The organism is Paraburkholderia podalyriae, assembly GCF_014397785.1.
In the GTDB taxonomy this organism is placed as follows: Bacteria; Pseudomonadota; Gammaproteobacteria; order Burkholderiales; family Burkholderiaceae; genus Paraburkholderia; species Paraburkholderia podalyriae.
This window is the reverse complement of sequence record NZ_VZQQ01000039.1, coordinates 22,393-38,186: the sequence shown is the minus strand read 5'-3', so window position 1 is coordinate 38,186 and position 15,794 is coordinate 22,393. Positions and strand designations below refer to the sequence as shown.

General features: G+C 62.4%; 14 protein-coding genes and 1 tRNA gene. 4 read left to right on the top strand and 11 right to left on the bottom strand.

The window, feature by feature from the left end:
- Positions 1 to 34 precede the first annotated feature (34 nt).
- Positions 35 to 988: a pca operon transcription factor PcaQ gene (pcaQ, locus tag F6X42_RS30495; protein ID WP_187637751.1), complete on the bottom strand. Its 954-nt coding sequence runs from the start codon at positions 986 to 988 to the stop codon at positions 35 to 37.
- 112 nt (positions 989 to 1,100) lie between these two features.
- Between pcaQ and pcaH the strand changes: the two genes are divergently transcribed.
- Both pcaH and pcaG read left to right on the top strand, forming a co-directional pair.
- Positions 1,101 to 1,805 (top strand): protocatechuate 3,4-dioxygenase subunit beta, encoded by a 705-nt coding sequence (gene pcaH, locus F6X42_RS30490; RefSeq protein ID WP_187637750.1) that lies wholly within the window; start codon positions 1,101 to 1,103, stop codon positions 1,803 to 1,805.
- Positions 1,806 to 1,808: 3 nt separating this feature from the next.
- On the top strand, positions 1,809 to 2,396 hold the full coding sequence (gene pcaG, locus F6X42_RS30485) for a protocatechuate 3,4-dioxygenase subunit alpha (protein WP_187637749.1): 588 nt from the start codon (positions 1,809 to 1,811) through the stop codon (positions 2,394 to 2,396).
- 96 nt (positions 2,397 to 2,492) lie between these two features.
- On the opposite strand, the gene F6X42_RS30480 is transcribed toward pcaG, so the two are convergent.
- Positions 2,493 to 2,759, bottom strand: coding sequence for an H-NS family nucleoid-associated regulatory protein (locus F6X42_RS30480; RefSeq protein ID WP_187637748.1), 267 nt, complete (start codon positions 2,757 to 2,759; stop codon positions 2,493 to 2,495).
- A gap of 481 nt (positions 2,760 to 3,240) precedes the next feature.
- Between F6X42_RS30480 and F6X42_RS30475 the strand changes: the two genes are divergently transcribed.
- The gene (locus F6X42_RS30475; protein ID WP_187637747.1) at positions 3,241 to 3,879 is read left to right on the top strand and encodes a LysE family translocator; all 639 of its coding nucleotides are present in this window, start codon (positions 3,241 to 3,243) and stop codon (positions 3,877 to 3,879) included.
- A 373-nt stretch (positions 3,880 to 4,252) separates the two neighbouring features.
- Here the strand turns inward: F6X42_RS30475 and F6X42_RS30470 are convergent, their stop codons facing one another.
- The 8 genes from F6X42_RS30470 to F6X42_RS30435 all read right to left on the bottom strand — a co-directional run bounded on the left by F6X42_RS30470 (position 4,253) and on the right by F6X42_RS30435 (position 13,564).
- The gene (locus tag F6X42_RS30470; RefSeq protein ID WP_187637746.1) at positions 4,253 to 5,395 is read right to left on the bottom strand and encodes a porin; all 1,143 of its coding nucleotides are present in this window, start codon (positions 5,393 to 5,395) and stop codon (positions 4,253 to 4,255) included.
- A gap of 892 nt (positions 5,396 to 6,287) precedes the next feature.
- Positions 6,288 to 6,458 carry a hypothetical protein gene (locus F6X42_RS30465; protein ID WP_187637745.1) on the bottom strand — a complete coding sequence of 57 codons (171 nt, stop codon included), beginning with the start codon at positions 6,456 to 6,458 and terminating at the stop codon, positions 6,288 to 6,290.
- Between the two features lie 206 nt (positions 6,459 to 6,664).
- Positions 6,665 to 6,752: transfer RNA gene (locus F6X42_RS30460), tRNA-Ile, on the bottom strand.
- Positions 6,753 to 6,903: 151 nt separating this feature from the next.
- Positions 6,904 to 9,294 (bottom strand): RNA polymerase sigma factor RpoD, encoded by a 2,391-nt coding sequence (rpoD, locus tag F6X42_RS30455; protein ID WP_187637744.1) that lies wholly within the window; start codon positions 9,292 to 9,294, stop codon positions 6,904 to 6,906.
- 91 nt (positions 9,295 to 9,385) lie between these two features.
- On the bottom strand, positions 9,386 to 11,266 hold the full coding sequence (gene dnaG / locus F6X42_RS30450; protein WP_187637771.1) for a DNA primase: 1,881 nt from the start codon (positions 11,264 to 11,266) through the stop codon (positions 9,386 to 9,388).
- Positions 11,267 to 11,386: 120 nt separating this feature from the next.
- The gene (locus tag F6X42_RS30445) at positions 11,387 to 11,833 is read right to left on the bottom strand and encodes a GatB/YqeY domain-containing protein (protein ID WP_187637743.1); all 447 of its coding nucleotides are present in this window, start codon (positions 11,831 to 11,833) and stop codon (positions 11,387 to 11,389) included.
- Between the two features lie 233 nt (positions 11,834 to 12,066).
- Entirely contained in the window at positions 12,067 to 12,279 is a 213-nt protein-coding gene (gene rpsU / locus F6X42_RS30440; protein ID WP_008919901.1) for a 30S ribosomal protein S21, read from the bottom strand.
- Positions 12,280 to 12,328: 49 nt separating this feature from the next.
- Positions 12,329 to 13,564 (bottom strand): BaiN/RdsA family NAD(P)/FAD-dependent oxidoreductase, encoded by a 1,236-nt coding sequence (locus F6X42_RS30435; RefSeq protein WP_187637742.1) that lies wholly within the window; start codon positions 13,562 to 13,564, stop codon positions 12,329 to 12,331.
- Positions 13,565 to 13,709: 145 nt separating this feature from the next.
- Here F6X42_RS30435 and tsaD point away from each other — a divergent pair, with 145 nt between their 5' ends.
- Complete coding sequence (gene tsaD, locus F6X42_RS30430; RefSeq protein WP_187637741.1) at positions 13,710 to 14,738, top strand: tRNA (adenosine(37)-N6)-threonylcarbamoyltransferase complex transferase subunit TsaD; 1,029 nt, start codon at positions 13,710 to 13,712, stop codon at positions 14,736 to 14,738.
- Between the two features lie 94 nt (positions 14,739 to 14,832).
- On the opposite strand, the gene folE2 is transcribed toward tsaD, so the two are convergent.
- The gene (folE2, locus tag F6X42_RS30425) at positions 14,833 to 15,639 is read right to left on the bottom strand and encodes a GTP cyclohydrolase FolE2 (protein WP_187637740.1); all 807 of its coding nucleotides are present in this window, start codon (positions 15,637 to 15,639) and stop codon (positions 14,833 to 14,835) included.
- Positions 15,640 to 15,794 lie beyond the last annotated feature (155 nt).

The window sequence follows — 15,794 nt, the reverse complement described above, 5'->3', positions numbered from 1 at the left end:
AAAAACGGGCCGCGGCGGCTTTCGCACCGTGTTTTTACACCGGGTCGCGGGGCATTCGCAACCGTCTGCTCCGCGCAACCTCGCGCACCGCCTCGATGAACGCACGCCCCACCGCCGACGGCTGCGCATCCGAGCGACGAATCAGCCCCACCGGCTCGCCGGTACCCGCAGACGGCAGCGGCAAGCGCACCAGCATGCCGTGCGCGAGTTCGTATTCGACCGCGCTTTGCGGCACGAACCACACCGCGCCGTTTTCGAGCGTCAGCGCGCGCCCCGTCGATACCGACAACACCTCGACGAACGCCGACAACGGCGCCACGCCCCACGCGCTCAAAAGGCTCTCGGCCGATTGGCGAATCAGCGTGCCGAAGGGCGGCAGCACGATCGGAAATTCCTCCAGCGACGTGGCCGGCAAGGCCGTCCCCTGCGCGAGCGGATGCCCGGCCCGCACGACCGCGATCAGCGGCTCGGTAAAGAGTTGCTCGAAGCTCAGGCCGACCATCCGCTCGGGGTCCGCGAGGCGGCCGATCGCGAATTCGATCGAGCCCGCTTTCAGGCATTCGAGTAATTCTGGATTCGCGCCGGTCGCGAGTCGCACGATCACGCGCGGCCACTGCGTCGCGAATTGCCTCAGCACGGGCGGCATCAGCACTGCGGCGACCGTCGGCAGCACGCCGACTTCGAGCGTCGCGGAGGCCGCGCCCTCGGCGCGAGCAAGCAGGTCGACGCCCTGGCGCAGCGCGCTCACGCAAGCGCTCGCGTGCGGCATGAAAAGCTGTCCCTCGCGCGTCGGCACCGCACCGTGACGGCCGCGCTCGAACAGCTTCACGCCAAGAATGGCCTCCAGCTCGGCGACTGTCTTCGACACCGCCGGCTGCGTGACGGACAGACTGTCAGCCGCCCGCTGGACGCTGCCGAACTGCGCGACGGCCAGAAAGCACTGCAGATGACGGAATTTGACGCGGCTATCCGCGAGACTGCGTTGCATAACGGAAGGTTATACGAAACGGGCAAAAACGTCATTTTTCATAACCGCACGCTTTGTATAAAGTGCGAGTCATAACGTCGCATCCCCACGATTCCTCCAACGGAGACACCTCATGGAAGATTCAATTCTCTCCCCGCGAGATTTCGCGTCCCATCCCGAATATGTCTATCCGCCGTACGGTTCGTCGGTAAAGCGCGGTCCGACGCGTCCGCTGATCCCACTGAAAGAACGGCTGCGCGACCAGCGCGTGCCGGTCTACGGCACCGACGATCTCGACCCGCTCGACAACGACCTGACCCGCAACGCGGTGCGCAACGGCGAACCGCTCGGCGAGCGCATCATCGTGACGGGCCGCGTGCTCGACGAAGGCGGCCGCCCGGTGCGCAACACGCTGGTGGAAGTCTGGCAAGCGAACGCAGCCGGCCGCTATGTGCACAAGGCCGACCAGCACGACGCGCCGCTCGACCCGAACTTCCTCGGCGCGGGCCGCTGCATCACCGACAACGAAGGCCGCTACCGCTTCATGACCATCAAGCCGGGCGCGTATCCGTGGGGCAACCATCCGAACGCATGGCGTCCGCAGCACATCCACTTCTCGCTGTTCGGCAACCACTTCGGCTCGCGTCTCGTCACACAGATGTACTTCCCCGGCGATCCGCTGCTCGCGTTCGACCCGATCTTTCAGGGCACACCCGAGCGTGCCCGTGAGCGTTTGATCTCGAAGTTCTCGCTCGACATTACGCAAGAGGCCTACGCGCTCGGCTACGATTTCGACATCGTGCTGCGCGGCCCGAACGAAACCCCGATGGAGCGCTAAGCCATGACGACCCTCAAGCAAACGCCTTCGCAAACCGTTGGCCCCTACTTCGCCTATGGTCTTTGCCCGCAGCAATACGACTTCGACTTCAAGAGCCTGTTCACGCACGTCCTGGCCGACAGGGAAGCGGCCGGCGAGCACATCACGATCGTCGGTCAGGTGTTCGACGGCGACGGCAAAGTGGTCGGCGACGCGATGGTCGAGATGTCGCAAGTCGACTCGAATGGCCACTATCCGGAATCGCGCGAGGACATCCTGAAGACCGGCTTTCACGGCTTTGCGCGCGTCGGCACCGGTACGGACGCGCACAAGCGCTTTATCGTCGAGACGGTGAAGCCGGGCCGCGCGGCCCCCGACGAAGCGCCGCACATCAACGTGATCCTGACGATGCGCGGCATGCTGCTGCATACGTTCACGCGTATCTATTTCGAGGACGAAGCGCAGGCGAACGAGCAGGACGCCGTGCTGGCGTCGGTGCCGGCCGAGCGCCGCGGCACGCTGATCGCGCGTCGCGATCCGGGCGCGGCCAACGTGTATCGCTTCGACATCCACATGCAGGGCGATAAGGAAACCGTGTTTTTCGACCTGTGATGCGCGATTTGTCGCGAAACGCCGAGCACTAAAGATCGAGCCCGCCTTGCGCGGGCTTTTTTTTGCGTCGGCGGTTCGCGGCGCGCCTGCGCGCGCTCAGCAGCGGAAATGATCGATGCTTTGTCCGGCGTGAATCGCTCGCGCGAGCCACGCCGGTTTATCGCCGCGACCGTCCCACTTGTTACCGAACGCGTCGCGATACAGCACCGCGGCCACGGCGTTCGCATCGGCTTCGAGCGATTCGGCCAGCGCTTCCAGCGTGATGTCGTGGTCGTTCATGCGTCGGCGGATCCACGCGATCATGCGCTCGCGCAGGTTCTCATCGCGTTCGAACAGTCGTTGTTGTCCTTCTCGTTCTTTCATAACGTATTGGTGTCGCAGCTCTTGCTGGCATTAGACAAATTGGCAACCCGCAAAGCAACGCGAGGCAGGTGCGTAGTTCAATTTGAACGGAAGCAATTCGACGGATTCACGTGATCCTTGCAAATGCGTGAAAACCCGCATTTGCAAGTGATGCCTGTCAAATTCTGAATTAAAGCGCCTGAGTTGAAGCTCTCGGATCAAGGGAATCGGCTACTGGTAGCATCGACGTGGCTCGAACCGCGCCCGTGTTTCGCGTGATAGATCGCCTCGTTGTTGCGAGGGAACTTCGGCGTATGGAAAGTCATTCTAGCATTCGATGTATTTTGTTGGCCGCAACAAAGGACTTTTTCCAATTGCACTTGTTGCGAGACTTCCAACGTTTGAGTATTCATCGATTCCGCCGCGCGATTGACGGAGAATGCGAGACTCGGTATTCGCCAGAACATCTTGCATCATCGGCCCGACATCAGGAGACACGACCATGCCCGCTTCGACCGCCATCCTCACGATTCTCGCCGCGCTGCTTCTAGGCGCGATGAGTCCGGGGCCGAGTTTCGTCATCGTCGCGCGCAACGCGATCGGTCTGTCGCGTGGCGACGGTCTGGCGACGGCGCTCGGCATGGGGATCGGCGGCGTGTTTTTTAGCGGCATCGCGCTGCTCGGGCTCTATACGCTGCTCGCGACGGTCGAATGGCTCTACGTCGCGCTGAAAGTGGCCGGCGGCGTTTACCTGGTCTATCTGGCATCGAAAATCTGGCGCGGCGCCGCGAAGCCGCTCGCGTTCAGCGAGACGCAAACCGGCAGCGGCGGCAATCCACGCAAATCGTTCTGGGTCGGCCTGAGCACGCAGCTCAGCAATCCGAAAACGGCCGTCTATTACGGCAGTATCTTCGCCGCGCTACTGCCGCAGCATCCGCCGGTGTGGTGCTATTTCGCGCTGCCGCCGGCGATCTTCGCGATCGAAGCGGGCTGGTACACGATCGTCGCACTGTGCTTTTCGAGCAAACGGCCGCGCGAGATCTATCTGCGCTGGAAAGCGTGGATCGATCGCATCGCCGCGAGCGCCGTGACCGCGCTCGGCCTACGACTGATCCTGAACGCGCACAAGGTGGGGATTTGACGACTGATCAGCGCTACCCCGCGCGCACGCCGCCCTTGCGCGTTGCGCGGATTTCGACAGCGTGGTCGGTCTTGAACAGCGCGCGCGTGCAGCAACAGCGGCGCGACACGCTGGACGCCACTGTTCGACCTGCTCGGCGACACCTACGACCCGCTCACGGTCGGCAACTACAACGAGAACTGGTGGCTGCCGGGCGCGCTCGGCGACGGGCTGTGCCGGGCTGCGACAATCAGACCGGCGTTGCGCTCGGTCTGCGGACGATTTTCTGAATCGTTCCCGCTCGTCATGGCAAAACGGGCGTCACGGATGCCGCGCATAAAAAAAGGTGCCGCGAACGGCACCTTCTCGTACTACAGGCAGCTTCTGCTGAAGCTTAGAAGCGGTGACGCAGACCGACCGTAGCAGCGGTCTGGTTCTTTGACGACGACGTCGGAACCGTGTTGTCGCCGCTGTAGATCGAGGCCACGCCGCCGTCACCCATTGCGTGCTGGTACACAGCCTGAGCGTAGACGTCGGTGCGCTTCGACAGCGAGTAGTCAGCTTGCACGCCGATCTGGTGGTAACGGGTCTTCATGTCGTTACCGTCAGCGTTGATGCCGTAGCCGCGTGCGTCGGTGAACGTGTACGCGATGCCGAGGCCGAGAGCCGGGGTCACGTTGTACTTGCCGTTGACTTCGTAGTTGTTGGTATGGCCTTGACGCTGGCCGGGTGCTGCGCCGACCAGGTTGTCGATGCGCGATTGCGTCCATGCCACGCCGACGGTCGCCGGGCCGAAACCGTACGAACCCGCTGCGCCGAACTGACGCTGGCGGAAGTTGCCTTGCAGCACGCCCGCGGTGTTCGCCAGAACGCCGTCCGATGCGCCGCTCGCGTTAGCAGCCGGGTTGTTCTGCTGTGCGTACGCAGCACCGAGGTGCAGGCCTTGCCACTGGTATGCGGCGCCCAGGCTGTACTGACGGTTGTTTGCGAAGCCGCCAGCCTGGTTCGAGAAGCCGTACGTGCCGCCGAACGTCAAGCCAGCGTAGTTAGCGCTCGAGTACTTGACCGAGTTGTTGACTGCCAGACCACCGTTGGTGTTCAGGTTGTCGTTGTTGAACGGGTGCGCGAAGTACGTGCCGCCCCAGCTGCCCGTTGCGGTCAGCGGTGCGAGGTAGTCCTGCGCTGCGTCGTACTGGCGACCCAGCGTGACCGTACCGAATTGCGCGCTCGACAGACCGACGAACGCCTGACGGTTGAACATGCCGTTGTTGTTGGCGAACTTGCCGTTGTTGACGTTGAAGCCGCTTTCCAACGTGAAGATTGCCTTCAGACCGCCGCCCAGATCTTCCGAGCCACGCAGGCCGAACCTGCTCTGGTTGATGCCGCCGCTACCTGCTGCCCACTTGGAGTTATGGGCAACGTTGCTGGTGTACGTCAGGCCCGCGTCGATCAGACCGTACAGGGTCACGCTGCTTTGTGCGTGAGCGACCGAAGCGAACGATGCGGCCGCCGCAACGACGATGAGACTCTTTTTCATGGAAACTCCAATTCGAAAAATTTATACGGGGAGCAGGACCTGCCTCGGCAGCTGATGCATCGCATCCGCCGCCGCCCGCGTGGCCGAACCGTTGGGATCGACCGGGCACCCTTGAAGCGAAGCGTGAGTGTAGGGGGACACCCTGGTAGCGACGCTGGCAATTCGCGCAACAGGATTTTTCGAAATCCGCAACAATGCCAGAGCCGATGGGGATAACTTCTTGTTTTCCCGTCATTTAATGCAAGATGAGAGTGCCGGATCGCTAGCTCCGGCCAAAAGAATTGGCAACGCACCAATATTCGAAGTTGTGCGTTTGCAACAGTCCGTTAATACGTGTGACGTAATCGGGTCCGAGCAAATTGACGAGAAGCCAGTCTTTATTTGGGTAATCGGATAGTTGAAGTGATGGCTTTCCGCGTCGATTGAGAATTATTTTGCGAGCCGGGGAACTTAATGGAGTTAATGCAGTCCTTTTCGCGCGATCGGTAATTAATCGTTTTTTCAGCGGGGCGATTAACCGCCAAACATTTGCAACGGCATATTCATGTAATTTCGATTGGCCGGCGCAATCAATGGCTGCCACTCCGTGGCGGCGCAACGGTCCCGGCCTGGCGTGCCCAGGCAGCATCGCTATAAAAAACCGCCATTGCGGCGGTCTTCTGACTTCTCGCTTTAGCGAGCACCATCACTCGCTTCTTAATAAGATGCGCACGCGACTCGAAGAAGCCTTCAGTACGGGCATTGCCCGGAGTTGAATTGCGGCGCCGCCCGCCGCGTGACCATACCCGTGCTGAAAGCGGACGGCGTGCATCAACAAGCCTTCCGCATTCAATTAACGGCGGGGCCGTGTCCATTTATACGCGGAGTTTCCCTGATTACGCGCGACCGCTGCTTATGGCTTGCGCTGGGTGCGCCTGAGCGCCTCCTCGTCCCCGGGCGACGAACCCGGCGCGAGCGGGTCGGCGTCGGGCGGGGTGTCGGGCAACGGACGCGGCTCGCCGTTGGGTTCCTCGAGCGGCTGGTTGGCAGGCGCGACGGGATCGATGGTTGGATCAGTTTGCATGGCGGCATCCAGGTGGATGGGAAGATCTCCCAACGCTGGACGCGCAACGGCTATTCCTGCGATCGCAGGCGGCGCTTGATGCACGGGTTGGCGGGCCCGCTTCCAGCCGCCCGAACGTGCGAGCGCCGCACGGCGCTGGAGGGGCCCCAAGGTGGCCCAAAAACAAAAAAGGGTCCCGGAATTCGGGACCCTTTTTCTCGATACCTTGGTGGGCCGGGTGGGGTTCGAACCCACGATGTCCTTTCGGAGGTGGATTATGAGTCCACTGCCTGCAACCAACACGGCGTCCAGCCCAAGAAAAAAGACCCGGTTGTGAAGGCCGGGCCGTTTCGTCGATTGGCCGACATACTACATGAAAAAGGGGCCTCCGCAACCGCTTCGCTTTCGCGAAACGACTTGGAGGCCCTTTGATCGCATCATTTGCAGCCAGCCGCGGCGGCTGCCGTCAATTCCCCTCGAGGAACGACTTCAGCTTGTCCGAACGGCTCGGATGACGCAGCTTGCGCAGCGCCTTCGCCTCGATCTGACGAATCCGCTCGCGCGTCACGTCGAACTGCTTGCCGACCTCTTCGAGCGTGTGATCAGTGCTCATTTCAATACCGAAACGCATGCGCAACACCTTCGCTTCGCGCGGCGTCAGCGAATCGAGCACGTCCTTCACGACGTCGCGCATGCTCGCGTGCAACGCCGCATCCGCCGGGGCGACCGTGTTCGTATCTTCGATGAAGTCGCCCAGATGAGAATCGTCGTCGTCGCCGATCGGCGTTTCCATCGAGATCGGCTCCTTCGCGATCTTCATGATCTTGCGGATCTTGTCTTCCGGCATTTCCATCTTCTCGGCCAGCGTGGCCGGATCCGGCTCGAGACCAGTTTCCTGCAGGATTTGACGCGAGATGCGGTTCATCTTGTTGATCGTTTCGATCATGTGAACCGGAATCCGGATCGTGCGCGCCTGGTCGGCGATCGAACGCGTAATGGCCTGGCGAATCCACCACGTCGCATAAGTGGAGAACTTGTAGCCACGACGGTATTCGAACTTGTCCACGGCCTTCATCAGGCCGATGTTGCCTTCCTGAATCAGGTCGAGGAACTGCAGACCGCGGTTCGTGTACTTCTTCGCGATCGAGATCACGAGACGCAGGTTCGCCTCGGTCATCTCGCGCTTCGCCTGGCGCGCCTTCAGTTCGCCGGCCGCCATCTGACGGTTGGTTTCCTTCAGGTCCTTCAGCGGCAGCACCACGCGCGCCTGCAGATCGAGCAGACGCTGCTGCTGTTCGCGGATCGCCGGAATGTTGCGCGTGAGGATCGCGCTATACACATGCCCCTCGGCGACGATCTTGTCGGCCCATTCGAGGTCCGTCTCGCTTCCCGGGAAACGCGCGATGAATTCCGCGCGCGGCATGCCGCACTTGTCGACGACCGTATGGAGGATCTGACGCTCGACCTGACGCACTTCATCCACCTGCGCGCGCAGCGTGTCGCACAGACGCTCGACGGTACGCGCGGTGAAGCGGATCGTCATCAGCTCGTTCTGGATGGTTTCCTGCGCCTTCAGATACGACTTTGACTTGTAGCCTTCCTTCTCGAACGCGCGACGCATCTTGTCGAACCATTCGCTGATCGACGCGAATCTTTCGAGCGACGCGCGCCGCAGCGCTTCGAGCTGCGCGGCGTTGGCCGTGGCTTGCGCCGTGCCATCGTCTTCTTCCTCGTCCTCTTCGTCCTCTTCCTCGGCTTCCTCGTCTTCATTCTCGATCGCTTCCGCCTCCTGCGCGGAGAAGCCGTCGGCGTCTTCAGCATCGGCGTCGATCAGACCGTCGACGAGTTCGTCGATGCGCGCTTCGTCGTTGGCGACGCGCTCGGCCATCGCGAGAATGTCGGCGATCGTGGTCGGGCACGCGGAGATGGCCATCACCATGTGCTTCAGGCCGTCTTCGATGCGCTTCGCGATTTCGATTTCGCCTTCACGCGTAAGCAACTCGACCGTGCCCATTTCGCGCATGTACATACGCACGGGATCGGTGGTGCGGCCAAATTCGGAGTCGACGGTGGACAGCGCGACCTCGGCTTCCTCTTCGACTTCATCGTCCGACGAAGCTGCGGGCGCGTTGTCGTTGAGCAGCAGCGTTTCAGCGTCCGGAGCCTGTTCGTAGACCGCGACGCCCATGTCGTTGAACGTGCTGATGATGCCTTCGATCGCCTCGGTCTCAGTGAAGTTGTCCGGCAGGTGATCGTTGATTTCAGCGTACGTGAGGAAGCCGCGCTCCTTGCCGAGCTTGATCAGCGCCCGCAGCTTGGAGCGACGCTCTTCGAGTTCCTCCACCGTGCCCGGCTGCGACGACGCGAACGCATCCTTCAGCAGCGCTTTTTCCTTTGCACGACGGTCGCGAGCCTTGACCTTCTCCGTTTTGCCCGGTGCGGCGGCAGCGGTTTCTTCGGTGTGGGTTGCATCGTCATCGACGGGTACTTCATTCAGCTTTTTCGTCATGGAGTTCGCCGTACCGGCTGTAGTCTCGATCCCCGGCTGTTGGACAACAGCCGGTCGAACCGTGGATACTGGAGTCACGCGCGCTACCGCATCGACCTCAACGGCAGCCGCTTCCCTTGCGCTTCTGACACCCGCCCGCCTGGCGGCCGGCGGTGCTGCGGCATTCGCCGCCCGAACCGATGCGGCCTGCGCGGCCGCAGTGGTCGACGACTTTTTCCCGGCAGCCGGTGCAACGCTGACAGCAGACGTTCTTCTGGCGGACGCAGTCAGCTTGGCTTCGGTAACTTTTCCGGTGCGCTTTTTAGCGCGTGAGCCTGTTGTCTGATTTCCGCCTGTCGTCTTTGCCATCGCATCGCCTTTCGCCTTTGCTAGGAAAACCCTTGAAAAAACAAACCGCTAGAAACTTTTGATTGTACCACCCAAGATTTCGGCCTCTCCGTTACAGCCCGAGCTGACGCTTCATGTCGGCCCGCTTGCGGTTGAGCTCCGAGAACTCGGCAAATTCTTCCGGCGTATGCCGGGACTGTCGCGAGAGCTGCTCGAGGCGATCGCAATAAGCGTCGTATCGCATCTTCAGAATCGCGGCCTTCAACTCCTCGCCGACAATCCGTTCCTGCTCGCGCCGTTCCTCGATGACGACCGCGTCCTGCGGGTCTTTCAGCAGCAAATCCCTGACATTTTCATCATAGTCTAGAATTTTGCGAAAGATTTCCTCGAAAGTCGGGGCGTTCGCGCCGTTTCGCAAGAGATCCGATAACAACTGGAACGCTGCCGAATCGCCGAGAGCGCGCGCGTGCGTCGTCACTTCCGCGAACAGTTCCCCGTGCCGGGTCACGTTAAGCAGCGCCTCTTCGGCCTCTTCGTCGAGCATCGCGACCGTGCGCGGATACATCACCAGATTGCGCAGCGTCTTTTCCTCGATGCCGGTCACGCTGCGCCGGTCCTTGCGGGCCGGCGCCTCACGCGCCGCGGCCGCGATCCGCGCGTCGATCTCGCAAAGCGCCGCAACTTCGCTGAACGGCACATCGAGCCGGTCGGCGAACATGTGCATGATCTGCGCACGCAGCGCATTGGCCGGCAACGCCTGCAGCAGCGGTTTCGCGTCGAACAGCGCGCGGGCTTTGCCTTCGGGCTGATCGAGCTCCTTGCCGGTCAGCACCTCGTTGAGCATGAATTGCGACAGCGGCATCGCCCGTTCTACCTGCTCGGCGAAAGCCTCCGTGCCGAACTCGCGCACGTAGCTGTCCGGATCGTGCTCGGTCGGCAGGAACAGGAAACGGATTGTCCGGTTATCGGCCGCATGCGGCAGGCACGCATCGAGCGCTCGGCGCGCCGCGCGCCGGCCGGCCGCGTCGCCGTCGAAACTGAAGATGACCGTGTCGGTCTGGCGCATCAGTTTCTGCACATGAATTGGCGTGCAGGCTGTGCCGAGAGTCGCGACCGCGTTCTGGAAGCCCAATTGGGCCAGCGCGACCACGTCCATATACCCTTCGACGACCAGCACGTAATGCCGCTCTCGAATCGCAAGACGCGCCTCGAACTGCCCGTACAGCTCGCTGCCCTTGTTAAATAGCGGCGTTTCGGGCGAATTCAAATACTTTGGCTCGCCGCCGTCGAGCACGCGGCCACCAAAGCCGATTACCTGCCCTTTGACATTGCGGATCGGGAACATGATCCGCTCGCGGAAGCGATCGTAGCGGCGGTTCTGACCCTGCGCATCGGACTTTTCGCTGACGATCACGAGACCTGCTTCGACCAGCGCGTCATCGCGATAGTTCGGGAATGCCGCCTCGAGATTTTGCCAGCCTTCCGGCGCATAGCCGAGGCCAAAACGCGCCGCGATTTCGCCAGTCAGGCCGCGTTTCTTCAAATATTGAATGGCGCCCGGCGCGCCGCGCAGCTGCTTGCGGTAGTAATCGCAGGCGGTCTGCATCAGGTCGGACAGCGCGGTGGTGACGGCCTTGGATGCCGCCGGCGCATAGCCGCCGCCGGAGCCGCTAGCACCCGCGCCGCCATATCCGGGCGAAGGCTCGTGCGGCACGGTGAGACCCACCGATTGCGCGAGCTCGTTGACCGCTTCGGGAAACGATGCGCCCACGTGTTCCATCATAAAACCGATGGCTGTGCCATGAGCACCGCAGCCGAAGCAGTGATAAAACTGTTTAGTCGGACTAACCGTAAACGAGGGGCTCTTCTCGTTGTGAAACGGACACAGCCCCATGAAGTTCGCGCCGCCCTTTTTCAGCTGCACATACCGGCCGACCACGTCGACGATATCGACGCGGTTGAGCAGGTCCTGCAGGAATGACGGTGGGATCACAGTAAATGACGCTGCCTGGAAAGCTTCAAAATCCAAGCCCGGGGTCCGGGCTCGACTCCGTGACCGGTCCCGCGCCTCGCCTTCCACGAAGGCGCGCGCGACCCGGGCAAACCGACCGAATTACTTCGCGAGCGCTGCCTTGACCTGCGCCGAGACGGCGGTCATGTCGGCGCGGCCGGCCAGCTTCGGCTTGAGCACACCCATCACCTTGCCCATGTCCTGCGGGCCGGCCGCGCCGGTTTGCGCGACCGCCGCCTGCACTTCGGCAATGATTTCCGCTTCGGACATCTGCTCAGGCATGTACGTAGAAAGAATGGCCAACTCGGCCTTTTCCTTGTCAGCGAGATCCGTACGTCCCGCGGCCTCGAACTGGCTGATCGAATCCTTGCGCTGCTTGATCATCTTGTCGATGACGGAGGTTATGGCGGCATCGTCGAGCGTGACCCGCTCATCGACTTCACGCTGCTTGATCGCGGCAAGCAGCAGGCGGATCGTCCCGAGACGTTCGGTCTCGCGCGCCCGCATGGCAGCTTTCATATCGTCGTTGATCCGGTCCTTGAGGCTCATCATTCACCTGCATTGCGTTGAAAAGTTGAAAAACCGGCCGGTTGACGGCGGCGATACCGCCGCATCAGCACGAAAACCCGCTTGGGACTTCTTCCTCAAGCGGGTTGGCGCAATTTGCGTAGTGGATGCGACCCTGCCGGATGGCCCGAGGGGCCGGGTTTGCCGTGATGGCACTGTTGTGCCGCCATCGGCTTCGATTCTGCCGCGCCGCGTACAGCGGGGCAACGCTAGAATTAGTAGAGCTTCTTTGGCAGCATCTGGCCACGCAGACGCTTGAAATGACGCTTCACTGCCGCCGCTTTCTTGCGCTTGCGTTCGGCTGTGGGTTTCTCGTAAAACTCGCGAGCGCGAAGTTCCGTCAGCAAGCCGTTTTTCTCCATGGTGCGCTTGAAACGGCGCATGGCGACTTCGAACGGCTCATTGTCTTTTACGCGGATGGTCGTCATTTTTCAATAACGGAACTTTGTAAAGGTTCAGGAGTATAGCAGAGCTTTCTCACAAAGCCATTGCGCCGTCAAGCCCCCGCGCGTATTCGGCGGCCGCCTCGCCGGCCGCGACACCGGAGGCCCACGCCCACTGGAAGTTGTAGCCGCCGAGCCAGCCGGTCACGTCGACCGCTTCGCCGATGAAGTAAAGGCCGGGCACGCGCGCGCTCATCATCGTCGTCGATGACAAACCGCGCGTATCGACGCCGCCGCGCGTCACTTCGGCCTTGCGATAGCCCTCGGTGCCGTTCGGCGTGAGTGTCCAGCGCGACAGCGCCTCACCGATGCGGCGCAACGTCTTGTCCGGCAGATCCGCCACGCGGGTCTCGGCGGCCACCTGATGGGTGTCGAGCCACACATGCGCGAGCCGCTGCGGCACCCATTCCGATAATAGATTGGCGATCTGCCGCTTCGTGCCGTTTTTCGCGTCGACGAGCGCGGCCGCCGCGTTGCGCTCCGGCAGCAGATTGATGTGGATCGGTTCGCCGGGCTGCCAGTAGCTCGATATCTGCAGCACGCCGGGGCCCGACAGGCCGCGGTGCGTGAGCAACAGATCTTCGGTGAACTCGGCGCCGGTCTTTTTATCGCCAGTCGACAGCTGTACTTCGAGCGACACGCCCGACAGCGCCGCGAACGGCTCCCAGTCGGCCGGCGCGAAGGTCAGCGGCACCAGCGCGGGGCGCGTGTCGATCAGCTTGTGGCCGAACTGCCTGGCGATCCGATAGGCGAAATCGGTCGCGCCGGTCTTCGGGATCGACAGACCGCCCGTCGCGATCACGAGCGCACGGGCGGTGATCGTGCCCGCCGTCGTGCCGAGCAGGAACTGCCCCTCGGCGTCCTGGCGCACCTCTTCGACGGACAGCGGCGTACGCCATACAACCCCACCGGCGTCGCATTCGTGTTTCAGCACGTCGATGACCGCGTCGCTCGACTGATCGCAAAACAGCTGGCCCTTGTGCTTCTCGTGCCACGTCACGCGATGCTGCTTCAGCAGCCCCATGAAGTCGCGCGGCGTATAGCGCGCGAGCGCCGAGCGGCAAAAATGCGGATTCGCCGACAGATAATTAGCCGGCCCCGCAAACAGATTCGTGAAGTTGCAGCGGCCGCCGCCGGAAATTCGGATTTTTTCCGCGAGACGCTGCGAATGGTCGATCAGCGCTACATGTCGGCCGAGTTGCCCGGCCACGGCCGCGCACATCATGCCGGCCGCGCCCGCGCCGATCACCGCGATATCGAAGGATTCCATGGGGCCGCATTGTACCTGTCGGGCCCGCGCGTCCATGGCCGTGGCCTGCCAGCCGCCTGCGCCTGCTTGTCCGCGCTGCTATACTTTCAGGCTTACCTTTCACTTTCGGGTGCGCGTCACGTGCGCCTGTCTCAAGCGATTCATCATGCTCGTTCTCGGCATCGAAAGCTCCTGCGACGAAACCGGTCTTGCGCTCTACGACACGAGGCGCGGCCTGCTCGCGCATGCACTGCATTCGCAGATTGCGATGCATCGGGAGTACGGCGGCGTTGTGCCGGAGCTTGCGTCGCGCGACCATATCCGCCGCGCGCTGCCGCTGCTCGAACAGGTCATGGAGAGCGCCGGCGTCGCGCGCGGCGACATCGACGCGATCGCTTACACGCAAGGGCCTGGGCTCGCGGGCGCGCTGCTGGTCGGCGCGAGCGTCGCAAATTCGCTGGCGATGGCGTGGAACAAGCCGACCGTCGGCATTCACCATCTGGAAGGGCATCTGCTGTCACCGCTGCTCGTCGACGAGCCGCCGCCGTTTCCGTTCGTCGCGCTGCTGGTCTCGGGCGGTCACACGCAACTGATGCGCGTGACGGACGTCGGCGTCTACGAGACGCTCGGCGAAACGCTCGACGACGCCGCCGGCGAAGCCTTCGACAAAACCGCCAAGCTGCTCGGCCTCGGCTACCCGGGCGGCCCCGAAGTCTCGCGCATGGCCGAGTTCGGCACACCTGGCGCAGTCGTGCTGCCACGGCCGATGCTGCATTCCGGCGACCTCGATTTCAGCTTCAGCGGCCTGAAAACCGCGGTGCTTACGCACGCGAACCGGCTCGGCGGCGCAAACATCTGCGAGCAGGCGAAGGCCGACCTCGCGCGCGGTTTCGTCGATGCGGCCGTCGAAGTGCTGGCGGCGAAGTCGCTCGCGGCGCTCAAGCGCACGAAACTGAACCGGCTGGTGGTCGCGGGTGGTGTCGGCGCGAACGCGCAGTTGCGCGAAGCGCTGTCGGCGGCCGCGCAGAAGCGCAATTTCTTCGTGCACTATCCTGACCTGTCGCTGTGCACGGACAACGGCGCGATGATCGCATTGGCCGGCGCGCTGCGTCTGCAACGCTGGCCCGAACAGGCCGGCAACGACTACGCGTTCACCGTGAAGCCGCGCTGGGATCTGACGTCGCTCGCGCACTGAACCGCCGCCCCAAGAAGACAAAAAGCCACTTTACAAGCGGCTTTTTTGCTTCAATGCTTTCGCAACGAAACGGCGTGGAGCGATCAAGAACGTATCAGGCGAGGCGCTTGTCCCGCTCGATCAGCGCATACGCGCTGTGATTGTGAATCGACTCGAAGTTCTCGGCTTCGAGCACATACGCGACGATACGCTCGTCGGCATTCAGACGCTGGGCAACGTCGCGCACGAGGTCTTCGACGAACTTCGGATTCTCGTACGCGCGCTCGGTGACAAACTTCTCGTCCGGGCGCTTGAGCAGGCCCCACAATTCGCACGACGCTTCGTCCTCGGCGATACGGATCAACTCTTCGACAGCGACGTCGCCGTTCAACTCGGCGTCGATCGTGACATGCGAGCGCTGGTTGTGCGCGCCGTACTGCGAAATCTTTTTCGAGCACGGGCACAGGCTCGTGACCGGCACCAGCACCTTCAGGAACAGCCGCGTCGCGCCTTGGCGGCTCTCGCCCGTCAGCGCGACTTCATAGTCGAGCAGGCTCTGCACGCCCGACACCGGCGCGGTCTTGTTCACGAAGTACGGGAATGACACTTCGATGCGGCCCGCCTCGGCCTCGAGCTTTTCGAGCATTGCGCCGAGCATCGTGCGGAACGTGGCCAGTTCGAGCGGCGCGTTATTCTCTTCGAGCAACGCGACGAAGCGCGACATGTGCGTGCCCTTCTGCTCGGCCGGCAGATGCACGTCGAGATTCCACGTGCCGATCGTCGGCTGCACTTCGCCGCCTTGCGCGCGAACCGTCAACGGATGACGCACGCCCTTCACGCCGACCCGCTGGATCGGAATCTGGCGCGTATCGGGGGTGCTTTGCACGTCGGGCATCACGAAGGCGGGATTCATCTGATTCATTCTTTTGTCCTTTCTGGAAAGCGCCGGGCTGCGCCAAGGTTTTCTCTGCATCGGGGACTATCGCGCATCGACTTTGACACGCCCAGCGGCCGTGCGGATCAGCGCGCAACGGCGAACGCCGGCTCCCGCCGGCGTTGGGTGACGGCCGAAACGGC